At 41.2% G+C, this 13,406-nt stretch carries 9 protein-coding genes; 6 read left to right on the top strand and 3 right to left on the bottom strand.

Features of this window, described 5'->3' with window-relative positions; genetic code table 11:
- Window positions 1–119: 119 nt before the first annotated feature.
- Entirely contained in the window at window positions 120–869 is a 750-nt protein-coding gene (locus AAC000_RS15000) for a GntR family transcriptional regulator (protein WP_339723673.1), read from the bottom strand.
- 355 nt (window positions 870–1,224) lie between these two features.
- Here AAC000_RS15000 and AAC000_RS14995 point away from each other — a divergent pair, with 355 nt between their 5' ends.
- The 6 genes from AAC000_RS14995 (at window position 1,225) to AAC000_RS14970 (ending at window position 10,708) form a co-directional block, all read left to right on the top strand.
- Window positions 1,225–3,354: an alpha-xylosidase gene (locus tag AAC000_RS14995; protein WP_339723671.1), complete on the top strand. Its 2,130-nt coding sequence runs from the start codon at window positions 1,225–1,227 to the stop codon at window positions 3,352–3,354.
- On the top strand, window positions 3,351–3,893 hold the full coding sequence (locus AAC000_RS14990) for a TRAP transporter small permease (protein WP_339723669.1): 543 nt from the start codon (window positions 3,351–3,353) through the stop codon (window positions 3,891–3,893). The genes AAC000_RS14995 and AAC000_RS14990 overlap by 4 nt, the downstream gene beginning before the upstream one ends.
- Before the next feature lies 1 nt (window position 3,894).
- Entirely contained in the window at window positions 3,895–5,181 is a 1,287-nt protein-coding gene (locus tag AAC000_RS14985) for a TRAP transporter large permease (protein WP_339723667.1), read from the top strand.
- Window position 5,182: 1 nt separating this feature from the next.
- Window positions 5,183–6,223: a TRAP transporter substrate-binding protein DctP gene (gene dctP, locus AAC000_RS14980; protein WP_339723665.1), complete on the top strand. Its 1,041-nt coding sequence runs from the start codon at window positions 5,183–5,185 to the stop codon at window positions 6,221–6,223.
- A 258-nt stretch (window positions 6,224–6,481) separates the two neighbouring features.
- Window positions 6,482–8,875, top strand: a complete 2,394-nt coding sequence (locus tag AAC000_RS14975) for a TonB-dependent receptor (protein ID WP_339723664.1) — start codon at window positions 6,482–6,484, stop codon at window positions 8,873–8,875.
- Between the two features lie 132 nt (window positions 8,876–9,007).
- A complete protein-coding gene (locus AAC000_RS14970) occupies window positions 9,008–10,708 on the top strand; it encodes a diguanylate cyclase (RefSeq protein ID WP_339723662.1) in 1,701 nt (566 codons plus the stop codon).
- Between the two features lie 135 nt (window positions 10,709–10,843).
- Here the strand turns inward: AAC000_RS14970 and AAC000_RS14965 are convergent, their stop codons facing one another.
- On the bottom strand, window positions 10,844–12,079 hold the full coding sequence (locus AAC000_RS14965) for an NAD-binding protein (RefSeq protein ID WP_339723660.1): 1,236 nt from the start codon (window positions 12,077–12,079) through the stop codon (window positions 10,844–10,846).
- 310 nt (window positions 12,080–12,389) lie between these two features.
- Window positions 12,390–13,367: a putative sulfate exporter family transporter gene (locus AAC000_RS14960; RefSeq protein ID WP_339723658.1), complete on the bottom strand. Its 978-nt coding sequence runs from the start codon at window positions 13,365–13,367 to the stop codon at window positions 12,390–12,392.
- Window positions 13,368–13,406 lie beyond the last annotated feature (39 nt).

The following is a 13,406-nucleotide window of genomic DNA, read 5'->3' as shown; positions in this document are numbered from 1 at the left end:
ACCACTTAAAAATGAACAGCAAACACTGCAAGAAAAACACGATCGCTGTTTGTTTTACCGATAATTAAGGGTGTGCCCAAATTAATTTAGGCATCCCGAAATGAGTATGACTTTATTATCTAACCCAGTTCCACTAAATAATGATATTTGTCAGTACGGCAGCGACTCTGTCTAAACTCAATGGCTTTGTTATCTAAAGAGTGTGTAACTCTTGTGACTTCAAGTAAAGGTTCACCTTCCATAATCCCCAACATCTGTACATCTTGCTTTGTGGCAAGTACAGCTTTAATACTGTCACGGGTGTCTCGCACTGTGAGGTTAAATTGAGTTTGATAAAAATGGTATAGGGTATGGGGGACTTCAGGTTGTTTCTCTAATCTTGAGAAGTATTTGTGTGGTAAAAATATCGTTTCGGCAATACAAAACTCGTTATTCAAAATCCGCCTTCTAGTCAACACTATCACTTTAGCGTTGGCGGCTAATTCTAAGGCTTGAGCAACCTCCTTAGTTGCCACACGAGTCTCTACCGATAAAAGTTCAGCTTTAGGTAACTCTGGGGTTTTGCCATCGGCGATTAATGGAAAGAAGCGATATAAACTATGATGCCCAGTATGCTCGGAGACAAACGTGCCAATACCTTGCTTGCGATTTAGAATTTTAGCGTCGGTTAAACTGTTTAGGGCCTTACGCACTGTGCCTTGACTTACATTTAACTCGTTTGCCAATTGAAATTCATTTGGCAGCATTTCCCCAGGCTTCCAACGTTGTTCAACAATCAATTGCGTCACGTGTTCTTCAACTTGTTTATACAGGGGCTGAAACGCTAAACCTGGACGACTGAGTTTATTATCAAAACGATTTTTATTCATAGATGTGAACAGCAAGTTAATAGTACTTCTAGAGTATTATCAACCTATGCTCTGATACAAGATAATAAATAAAAATTATTCTAAAAAACATCAACCTAAGTGTTTAACAAAAATCAACCATGCCTTAGCTGATTAACTCTAGTTATGCCAAATACCTTATGGTTGCTATAGATGGGACATGCTAAAACAGTTAAAGCGATGGAATACTCTCATTGATTGACAAAAATTTAACATTGCTATAACTTATGTCTTATATAAGATTAACGACACGCACTTTATTCATTTATGCTTTGTTTTTAAGTAATGAGTTTAAGATGAATAAAATATAGTTTACTCAAATTGCTCGAGGTTACCTTTGTCTGTGCTCACTCCATCATTATCTCAAAAACTTAATCTCACTGCTCCCGATTGGAACTTGGTCACACAAGTAGAAGTAACAGGTGCCGCTTCTATAACCGAAAATGGCAGCGTTTTGTTGCCAACTTCAGCTGGCCAATTACAAGTGAGTTTCCATACATCTGGGTTACGCCTAAGAATTGCAGGTACCTCTAGTGCTAACTATGAAATGTTACAACAAGAGCCAGCAACACACTCTTGTCAAGTGACACACTCTGAACACAGCACTTCTGTTATATCAGATAACTACGAACTGATTATTCAGCATAATCCGTTTTCTTTTGCACTATTTCACGACGGTAAAAGTGTGCAACAAACCCCAAATGATGGACATTTTGTACGTCAGTTTCGTGTGCCACCTTTAGCCAAAACAGATCAAGGCTGGTTGTTTAGTCTAGATTTAGGCGCTGAAGAAGCGGTATATGGTTTAGGTGAAAAATGGTCAAGTTTGAATAAACGAGGTCAGTTTATTCGTTCCTATAATCATGATGCCCTAGGGGTCAATGCTGAAATATCTTACAAAAACACCCCTTTTGCTTGGAGCCCACAAGGTTGGGGGGTATTTGTACACACCCCGGCACCAGTGACCCACGCTGTAGGTTATGCGCCATGGTCTCAGCGAGCTTATGGTTTATTGATTGAAGACGATGCCTTAGATATTTTTATTCTAAAAGGTCAAAATGGTGGGGAAATTATCCATCATTATACCGAACTAACAGGTAAAGCACCGATTCCACCCGTTTGGAGTTTGGGGGTGATTTTATCTAAAGCCTATTACAAAGATGTACCCGAATTAATGGCAACGGCTAAAGCTGTGCGTGAACATAATATGCCTTGTGATGTGATCACCATAGATGGGCGCGCATGGCAAGATACCGATACCCGATTTGCCTTTGAGTGGGATCCCAAGCGATTTGCTGACTTTCCGCCAAATAAAGTCATTGCTGATTTAAAAGCCATGGACTTTAAAGTCTGTATCTGGGAATACCCTTTAGTCTCAGTACAAAACCCCTTGTTTGCAGAGATGGCAAAAAAAGGCTGGTTACTCACAGACAAACGTACTGGCGAAGCTTATCGTTACCAATGGGATATGAGTGCGTTTGCTGAAGTACTGACCCCCTTACCTGAGTCTGGAATAGTGGATTTCACCCACCCCGATGCGTTTGATTTTTGGCTTGAGTCACATAAACCTCTGTTCGACCTTGGCGTTGATATGATCAAAGCTGATTTTGGTGAGCAACTAGAAGATGACAATATGTTAGCCCACAACGGAGACTCTGGGCATCGATTACACAATGTCTACAGCCTATTGTATAACCGCTGCGTGTATCAAGCTGCAGAGAAATATTGCCAAACCGGACCGTTTTTATTTAGCCGCAGTGCCTGGACGGGTTCACAACGTTATCCAAGCCAATGGGGTGGCGATCCTCAAGCAGATTGGGGTGGATTGATTGGTAGCATCCGCGGGGCGTTGTCTTGGGGTATGTCTGGGGCACCTTATTTTGCGACTGACGTTGGCGGTTTTTACAAAGATACCCGCGACGCAGAGTTATTTGTTCGTTGGTCACAAACGGCGGTGTTTTCAGCGCATATGCGCTTACACGGCATAGGTCAACGTGAACCTTGGAGTTATGGGGCGGATGCTGAAAAAGCCGTAAATCAAGCATTAAAACTACGTTATCAGCTTATTCCTTATATTCAACACACTATGCAGCAAGCCAATCAAACCGGTATGCCAGTGATGCGCGCAATGGCGTTAGCCTTTCCCGATGACAGGATAGCCAGAGGGTTTGAAATACAATTTATGTTTGGTGAGAATTTATTAGTGGTACCTTGCACACAACCCGGTGGCGAAGTGGAGTTTTACTTACCTCAAGGCGAGTGGCTGGCATTCCCTAAACAACAAGTATTCAGTGGTGGCAGGGTCCACAAGTTGACATTAGATCTTGATGAAATGGCCGTGTTTGTTCCAAAGGGCCAACAAATTCCCATTGGCCCAGATATATTGCATACCGAACAATTAACGCAGCCCCAAATCGGCCAACAAATAAGTCATTACTGGCCCATCACAGATGCGAAGTCACAATGATTAAGCTGCAGCAAGCTTTATTCGCCGTCAATACTCCTTTGGGTAAACTCAATTATGTTGTGGCGAATGTAGCTAAGAATTTGGCCGGTGGATTACTTGCACTTATGTTAGCCATGATATTAGCGCAGGTGTTTTTTCGATATGTGTTGAACGATTCATTGGCATGGACCGAAGAACTGGCAAAATTTTCTATGGTCTGGGTAGCCTGCTTGGTGGCACCTTGGGCCTATCGGGCCTATCTAAATGTCTCTATCCAAATGTTTGCTGATGCACTACCCGATGTTTTACGCAGAATTACCGAAATACTGATCACCTTATTAGTGATAGTAATTTGCGGCATATTTTTTCTCCAAAGCTTAGAATTTTGGCAATCAGGACTGAGCATTAATGCTTCTTCTGTACCCATTAAATTGGCTTATTTTTATAGCTGCGCCCCATTTGCTTTTGGCTCAATTTGTTTGGTTGGCTTAGAAAAGCTTATCGAACAATTATGTTTGCCTTTAGATCATTGTTTCGCCACACAGCAGGACGTACTCTAAAATGTCATTAAGTTACTTCTGGGTCTTTATTTTATTGTTAACCGCCGGTGCTCCTGTCATTTTTGCACTGTTAATTGGCCCTGGTGTCAGTCTGATTTTAGATGGTAAAGAGGTGTTTTTCTCGGCCCTGTTAAACAGACTGTATTCAGGCATGAACTCTTTTCCGTTGATGGCGGTACCGTTTTTTATTTTAGCAGGGGAGTTGATGAACCAAGGTGGTATCACCCAATCAATTGTGCGCTTTAGCCAGACTTTAATTGGCCACTACAGGGGCGGTTTGGCCCAGGTGAATATTTTATCGTCTGTGTTATTCGCAGGTTTGTCTGGCTCTGCTGTCGCAGACACCTCAGCACTGGGGAAAATGCTTATTCCAGCTATGGAGCAAAATGGTTACAGCAGGCGTTTTGCTGCGGCAGTAACTGCTGCGTCGTCAGTGATTGGCCCCATTATTCCTCCTTCTGGCATTATGATATTGTACGCCTTTATTATGAACGTCTCTGTTGCAGGGATGTTTTTGGCCGGCATTGTGCCAGGCATATTAATATGTGTTGGCTTGATGTTAATGACCAGCCGTATTGCCAAAAAACGTAATTACCCTGTTGCTAATGCCAAAGCCACTTGGCACCAACGTGGTAGTGCCTTAAAAAGCTCCTTTTTACCTTTGTTAACGCCCGTTATTTTACTGGGTGGCATAGTGCTAGGAGTGTTTACTCCCACAGAGGCAGCAGCAGTCGCCGCTGGTTACGCGCTGATCATCACCTTGTTTGTGACCAACACGTTAAAGTTTAATAAATTGCCTACTATATTGGTCAATGCAGCAGTGCAATCTGGCACCATTTTATTATTAGTGGGCTCAGCGGTCACTTTTGCTTGGATCATTACTGTATCAGGCATGGCTGATACCCTCGCCTCAGAAATCATCGGTATAACCGACAATGTGTTGTTACTGCTATTGATCATCAATTTATTCTTATTTGCCATAGGCATGTTCTTAGATGCTGGGCCCGCCATTCTAATTTTAGGCCCAGTACTGGCACCTATATTTATTACTCTAGGCATAGACCCTTTGCATTTTGCGGTAATCATGTGCGTCAACCTTACCGTTGGACTCGCCACGCCACCTATGGGGCTAGTGTTGTTTGTTGCCGCATCGGTGTCAGGTGAAAAAACTGAAAATATCGCCTTAGAAATGTTGCCATTTTTAGCGGTAGAAGCGGCAGTCATATTTCTGATCACTTACTTCCCAGCTCTCACTATGACCTTACCTAAATTTTTTGGATTCGCATAACATGTCAACAAAACGGTTAATATTACTGGTTATTTATGGGCTGATTGCTCTAGCCTGCATAGTGGGGATTTTTCGCGCTAGCGTGACTCAAGCAGAGTTTACTATTAAAGCCTCGATTCAAGCTTCTACGCAAGATGAAGATTATATAGGGTTATTGGCGTTCAAAGAATATGTCGAAAAGACTAGCAACGGCCGAGTACAAGTACAGTTATATGCCTCAGGACAGTTTTGCGGCAGCGTACCTGAATGTATCGGAAGTTTACAATCTGGCGTGTTAGAAATGTTTCCTAGCACAGCAGGAGGAACAGGTAACTTTTTCGCTCCCGCTCAAGTATTGGATTTACCCTATGTGTTTACCAGTGATGCTCAAGCAGAATGTGTATTAGACGGCCCTATTATCCAGAAAATGCGGGAAACTGTACTCAACAAAGGCTTAGATATTCGATTAATTGGTGTATCTAATACTGGTGGCTGGCGTAACTTTGCCACAACCAAGAAACCCATTCACAGTCCCGCCGACTTAAAAGGTCAAAAAATTCGTACCACTCCAGCCGATATTCAGCAAGAGTTAGTTAGGCAGTTAGGAGCCAACCCCACCCCAATATCATGGGCAGAACTCTATACTGCACTCGCTACAGGTGTGGTTGAAGGCAGTAAAAATGGTATTCAGGATATTATAGGGGCTAAGCTGGAAGAACATTTAAAGTATATCATCCTTGATGGGCATTCCTACATGGCAACCCTTTGGTGGTTTTCTGAACCCGTGTGGAAAACACTGCCAGCAGATATTCAACAAATTGTACTCGACGGATTCGCCAAACAAAAAGCAGCAGCCAGTGAATTAGTTGCCACTCAAGAAAGCCATTCCTACAAAATTTTTGAACAAGCAGGTGGCACTATTTACCACCCTTCTGAAGCAGAAAAGCAAAGCTTTAAAGATGCCTCAGTCAATATGCGGCTTTGGTTTAGCACAAACTTTGGTAATGAGTGGCTAGACTTTTTGGAAACTTCTGTAAAAGAATGTGATGCCAGTATCAATTAAGATTCTTTTTCAAATAATACCCTTTTGTTACCTACAATTAACCTAATAGCAACAAAGTGTTTGCATATTTTTTACTTAGAGGTTAAATTCACCATATCTTCTGTCTTATATAAGACAGAAGATATGGAAAAGTAAAATAACAATAATAGTTGGTATAACAATCCAATGACACATAAGCCATCACCTCAGACAGATGAAATACTTTTCACTGGGGTGTCGTTACACAATTAGAACTAAAACGAAGCTTGAGAGAACACCATGCAACTTAAACCCAGTAACTTACACACCAGCATAACCAAAGCCCTTGCATTATCTGCTTGTATGACTATTGGTTTAACAGCCAATGCACAAGAAGTAGAAGACATAGACGATAAAGGTTTTGAAAAAATCACAGTGACCGCACAAAAACGTGTCGAGAGTTTAAATGAAGTGCCCGTTGCGGTTTCCGTCCTGAGAGAAGAACAAATTAACTCAGCGTTTTCGGCCAATATAGAAGGTTTACAAGCCTTAGTGCCTTCCGTTAGTTTTAGAAAAGGTAACACTACCCGTAATTCCGCGATTACAATTCGTGGTGTTGGCACCATTTCCTTTAGTGTGGCTGCAGAACCTAGCGTATCCACAGTTGTTGACGGTGTGGTACTGGGGCGTTCTGGTCAGGCTTTCGTAGACTTATACGATCTTGACCGTATTGAAGTATTGCGTGGCCCTCAAGGCACTCTTTTTGGTAAAAATGCCTCGGCAGGTGTTGTTAACATCACCACTAAACGCCCATCAGATGAATTTGAAGGCAGCTTCGAAGCAACATTATTCCAAGATAACGAATATCGTTTAAAAACTAGCGTGTCAGGCCCGCTAAACGATAACGTCAGTGGTAGTTTAACGGTTTTAAAATCGCAGTTTGATGGGTATATTCATAACGTTTATAACAATCAAACCGTGAGTGGCTACGACAAAGAAGGTGTACGTGCCATGCTTGATATCGAAGCGGCTGACGACACAGATATCTTATTTATCTTTGAAAATGTCAATTCTAACGACAGCTGCTGTGCAGACTTAGAACTGACGCCAAGTGGTCGTCATGATTCAGAAGCTTCACCTAATAGTACTGGCTCTGGGGATTTTGATCTTGATCAAAGGCAAATTGACCATGACTTCGAAACCCGTACCATTGACGAAACTACCGCGTTTTCAATACAAGTAGATAAAGAACTGGGCGATCATCAACTCACATCTATCACCGCTTACCGTAGTTGGAATAATACCGAATACAGAGAAGGTGATTTCACATCAACAACAGGCTCTATCCCTTTCCCAGTTAACTTTGGAAATGTGAATGACGGTGGCGTTGGATTTCAACTTCACGATATTGGTCCCCAAGAGTGGGATCAGGTATCACAGGAATTACGTATCGCATCACCTACCGGCGAAGCATTGGACTATCAAGCAGGTTTCTTCTGGTGGAATCAAAAATCGGAACGTAACTTTACTCGAGATGCAAGTTGTCAGAATAACGGTGGGCAGTTTCCTGCAGCAATTGGCACATACTTAACAGATGTACTTGGTGCGGTTGATCCGACAGACGCAGACATAGAACAGTTTATCAGCGACCAAGGTTTAAGTTGTAACGCTAACGATATTGTAGGTGCGACCGCTTATATGCAAACCGAGTTCGATAACTGGGCATTGTTTGCAGACGGTAAATACCACATCAACGATGATTTTAGATTATTGTTTGGTTTACGTTACACCGATGATGAAGTGAGTTTTTCTCACAATCGTAGTAGTAGCGATCAATACAGACGCACAGGTGTAGGTGTACGTGGATTCGACACGGATTACCAAGGCACAACAGATGAGTCAAATGTATCAGGTAAATTGGGTGCACAATTTGACATCAACGACGATAGCATGGTCTACGCCACTTACTCTCAAGGTTATAAAGGCCCAGCCTTTAACGTGTTCTACAACATGTCTGATAATGATACCTTGCCAATTGATTCAGAAACATCAGATGCTTATGAGCTTGGTTATAAATATGCGAGTCGCAACTTAATTTTTAATGCCGCGATATTCCGTACCGAAATAGACGGCTTCCAAGCCAACAACTCTGAATTATTAGACGGTGTCACCATTACTCGTCTAACTAATGCGGGCTCGGTAATTACTCAAGGTATTGAGTTCGATTTTATGTGGCAAGCCACAGATCAATTAACAGTGACAGGTGGACTTTCCAGCGTAAAAGCAGAAGTTGATCAATTTTTGTGTCCAGACGGCACAACCACCAGTTGCGATGCAATATCAGGCACAGACCTCCCCTTTTCACCTGATCTAAAGTACTCGGTAACAGGCGAATACGTTTGGGAATTAGATGATATGGATATTTATTTAAATGGTTCATACGTATACACAGACGAAATTTTTGCCGGAGCTCCAGGAGCGACAGCCTCTGCAGTCGACCTGCTTCCTGATTACGCCATACTGAACGCTAGCTTAGCATTCTCCTTTAGTGATGATGATTATCGTATCTCTATCATAGGTAAAAACCTAACCGATGAAAGTTACATCACGACTTACAGTGGCGATGGTTTCCGTTACCAAATTCCTCGCGATGCAGCACGCTATTTCGGTGTGCAGTTACGAGCTAAGTTCTAACTTAACTTAAGTGTGTATTGGCGCTCTTCTTTTTTAAAGGTTGAGCGCCTTTTTTATGCCTACCTAAAAAGTTTATCCATTTGTCATTCAGGTATATTCCGTTAATATATAAAAATGTAAGCTGTATCAGTGGTGAAAATTCTGAAGTATTGGGTAATAGTGTGGTTATTGCTAACAAGCTTTATTGGCAATGCTGCTGAAGTTGCTTGGATTGGAGATTCACAACTTAATCTCGATGAACATATGGAATTCACTGTAACCGACAGTGACACCCTTGTGGGTGATGAAAAATGGCTTTCCCACGATAAAAAATTATCCCGCAGCAAAGAGCAATATTTACATTTTCGAGTGTCGATACAGAACCGTCAATCTATTGAACATTCGTTGTGGTTGGTACTCCCTTTCCCAGCAATAAAACATATAACTGTTACTGATGGACTCAATACTTGGGTAACAGGTGATGCATTAAACTTTTCAACACGTCCGGTAGAATCACCTGATTATATTTTTCCAGTACACCTAAAAGCAAACCAATCAACACAACTTTCGGGCTTTATGCAAGGGGAAATTTTGCGTTATTCGTTTACCCTAAATACGCCAGAACAAGTCACCGCTTTGTACCGACACAATGTTATGAGAGACATGGCATTCTTCGGCGCTATGAGTACCTTAGTAATTGTTAGTTTAATTATTTTTTTAGCCACAAAATACTATTCCTATTTAAGTTTTGCGGTGTTTACTTTTGCCTTTGGTGCTTGGTTTTTTCGTGTATTTGGTTATGGCTTTGAACTCATTTGGCCAAACTACCCTCAAATCAATGATATTTCCTACGGACTTTTACTTTACAGCGTCATGGTGTCGTCATCTTGGTTAACAATTTCACTTTTAAAACGCCAAGACAAGAAAGTAGCCTTTCAAAATATCGTAATGGCTTACACCGCTTTGCTAATGATAAGTGGGCTGTTTTCTGCGTTATTCTTAGATTTAAATACCACTTTGGTCATTCCTTTATATTGGTTTTTCCCGTCAGTTTTATTAGCATTCTTCATCACCTACAAAGAGTTCTCTGCTGGCTCTGTCAAAGCCTTATGGTTTATTTTTGCCATGTTACCCTTCTCAATAAGTAGCGCTATTGTTGTAGCCATTGCACTTGGTCTGAATATTCCCGTTGATCCGATTGGGTCTTTAATGTTGGGCTTAGTCTCAACTTGTTTATTACTAACGGTAATGATCTCAACTTATCTCATTAAACTTTTACAAAGCCAAAGAGACCTTGAACAACAACAGGCTTACGCCTTAGAAAAGTTAGTGAACGAGCGCACCCAAGCACTAGAAGCCTCTAATCAATTGCTTCAGGAGCTCGCATCGAAAGATCCTTTGACTAAATTACCTAACCGGCGCAGTTTGGATTTATTTGTTGATGATTGTATCGAACACAACGCTAAGACCATTGGAATAGCGTTATTGGATCTGGATCATTTTAAGCGTGTTAATGATACCTATGGACATGATGTGGGTGACATAGTGCTATGCCAGATAGCAGCACTACTGCAACCATTGAATACTGCTGATTGTATTGCAGGGCGCTTCGGAGGTGAGGAATTCGCCATAATTCAACGTCTTCCAGAAAAATCTGTATTTGCTGCCACACTCAAAGCATTACATTTAAGAGTGAATCAAATAGTCATCCCAAATTATGAATCAATTGAGGTAAGAGCCTGTATTGGCTGGGTGATAAGTGAAGAAGATGAAACCATAAGTGACTGTTTTAGACGTGCAGACAAAAGGCTTTATCAAGCTAAAGATCAAGGCCGCAATCAATTAGTCCCTTAGGGAGGATGTTTGCATTCAAACAAACCGCCACCTAGATGAGCCTTTGAGCGCAAAGGCAACAGAGATATAGCTATGTTAATGTCTCTTGGGTATTCCCTCATACAATTTGCTACCTATTAATTCACACTTTATACGTTAAGGCGCCATCCACTCCTCTGGGAAGTTATCTTTCACTAACTGATTTATACTCACATTCAAAATATTGTATTGTTCGCTAACATTTTCGGCGAATTTTGATGGTAAATAACTGCGCGCAATTATCATTGAGTCGGGGTATTTATTTTTGAGCCACAAAGAGGTTCTAAAATTATCTTCTACTGAGTTTGTGCATAAAATAATAATAGGCTGAGTGTTAGACAAATCCACTTTGGCACGTAATTGTTGCCACACTTCTGGATGGGAAATATTTCCTTCAAATATTTCCCTTTTACAAAAATTAGTTAACTTTAGTTGTTCATCCACGACTTGAATTCGGCGTTTGGCATCGATACCAATAATGGCAATAGTATCTATTTCTTGTTGTGCATATTGCTGCAATTCTTCAAGAATTGTTTGACCAAATAAACCGAAACCCGCTATTACCACTACATCTTTGGGCACAGTTTCTACAAAATGCGAAATCAAATGTTGTTTAACTAAAGCCGAAGCGGCTAATTGGTATGCGTTAAAATTAATACATTGTTTAGCTACGCTAGAATCAGCCATAGAACGCATAAAGCGAATGCTATTGCAGTGAATAATAATGTTGCCTTTTAATGATGGCTGCATCTGCAAAATTTTGTGTGCAGCCTCATAATTTTGAAAATTATCTTGGCCAAGTAATAATACTTTTTTGGCTTTATGTAGAAATAATTTCGACAAATAATAACTACGAGTCACATCACCCGTAATCACTTTGGCATGATAACGACGCTTAAGTTCTTCTTCGCGAACAGGTGAAATTTCATCACATATAATTAATAAGGGTATTTTAGGTTGCACCAACCTAAGTTGCTTTAAGTAGGTAATAGTCAACTCATCAGCGCCAGATACCACTATATGATTACTAATGCGCCGAAAATGCCATTTATAAGGGGAAATGGTTTTGATGACCGCTTCAATAATGGTTGAAGCCGCTAAGATGGGTGATCCAAAATAACTTAACCACAACATCAATTTAGCCACCACAGGACCATCAACAGGGGTGCCCAAATCCAAGCCCCCCATGACAAACAACCCTAAGCTATAATAAGCTTTAGTTAGCATATCAGCGGTTTGAATATCTGGTCGCTCTGATAATGTCACCCCCATCATCAAAGCGAAAAAAGCACACAAAAAAAGTACAACAGCGGCGGTCCAACGCCAACTAATTTTTATTGTAAGAAAAGACATACCCTGCACCTTTGAGCTCAAATCGAAAAATCTAAATGACAATTTTTTATCAATATGCGTCTACTTCCATATTGATTTTAAAAGTGCACCACTTTAGCAGTGCCTGACATCATAAGGTAGTGAATTGTAACGAATTTATAACATTAGAACTGAGTTCTACTAGGAATGGATTTTTTTAAGGCCGAGACTATCAGTCCCTTACTCGAATTACCTGTATGGGGAGAATGTCAATTAATGCAGCATCCATGGATTTTGAATACGAGCTAAGCTTGACGCATCATGATAAGCAGTAATGCTTTGACGACTATGCTTAAATATAGGGCAAACAGACTAGTATCAAGCCCGCGATCCATAGGGTTTCTAACACTAACAGTAAAATAGGTTTTAAACCCACTTCAAGCAATTGTCCCAGATTTGATTTCATGCCAATAGCGGCAATGGAAATCACTAAGGCAAAACGAGAAATGTCTGTGGCGCCTTGGGTCACTAGCTCAGGCAAATCCACTAAACTGTTAATTGTCATTAACACGATAAAGGCGATTAAAAATGCTGGAATACCAGGTGCTTTAGCATCTGAAGTTTTATCTAAGTTCATTCTCAGCACTAACAAAATACACACCACTACAGGCATTAAGAAAGCCACACGGACTAGCTTAGTCAAAGTGGCTAAGTCGCCTGTTTGTTCCGATACTGAATACCCTGCGCCTACTACTTGTGCCACATCATGGATGGTGCCGCCTAGAAAAATACTAGTATGAGTGGGATCTAGATTGAGTACCCCTGCCACTATTGGGTACATCACCATAGCCACTGTTGACAATGCAGTCACACCTACAATTGTCAGCAAAGTATCGCGATCTTTATCTTTACTCTCAGGTAACACAGCCGCAATTGCCATGGCCGCCGACGCTCCACATATACCTACTGCGCCCCCTGTTAATACCCCAAAACGTTTCTTTAACCCAAGCGCTCTGGCTAATACCATTCCTAGGCCAATAGTGCTGACAATAGCCACTACCAATAACAATGCAGTTTTCCAACCTAAGGCTGCCAAATCACCAAAGGCGATACGTAATCCTAATAATCCAACACCTACACGTAGAATATGACAAGCAGTAAACTCAATGCCCTCTTTACATTTTGTGCCTTCATATAAAAAGGACATGGCAATGCCTAACAACAAGGCAAATAACATCGCAGGTGCGCCATAATGTTCACTTAAGAACAAGGCAGCTAGGCCAACAATGACAGAAATTAAAACACCCGGCAGCTTAGTTTTGATATGCAATGTATTCGCTCACTTGGTCTGTAAAAATTGTCATAAAAA

It is taken from the genome of uncultured Paraglaciecola sp. (assembly GCF_963977085.1).
Taxonomy (GTDB): Bacteria; Pseudomonadota; Gammaproteobacteria; order Enterobacterales; family Alteromonadaceae; genus Paraglaciecola.
This window is presented reverse-complemented; position numbering and strand designations above follow the sequence as displayed.

Bases quoted from the DNA above. Each gene is read 5' to 3' on its own strand.
- AAC000_RS15000 (WP_339723673.1), bottom strand. From the start codon at position 869: ATGAATAAAAATCGTTTTGATAATAAACTCAGTCGTCCAGGTTTAGCG.
- AAC000_RS14990 (WP_339723669.1), top strand. From the start codon at position 3,351: ATGATTAAGCTGCAGCAAGCTTTATTCGCCGTCAATACTCCTTTGGGT.
- AAC000_RS14985 (WP_339723667.1), top strand. From the start codon at position 3,895: ATGTCATTAAGTTACTTCTGGGTCTTTATTTTATTGTTAACCGCCGGT.
- dctP (WP_339723665.1), top strand. From the start codon at position 5,183: ATGTCAACAAAACGGTTAATATTACTGGTTATTTATGGGCTGATTGCT.
- AAC000_RS14975 (WP_339723664.1), top strand. From the start codon at position 6,482: ATGCAACTTAAACCCAGTAACTTACACACCAGCATAACCAAAGCCCTT.
- AAC000_RS14965 (WP_339723660.1), bottom strand. From the start codon at position 12,079: ATGTCTTTTCTTACAATAAAAATTAGTTGGCGTTGGACCGCCGCTGTT.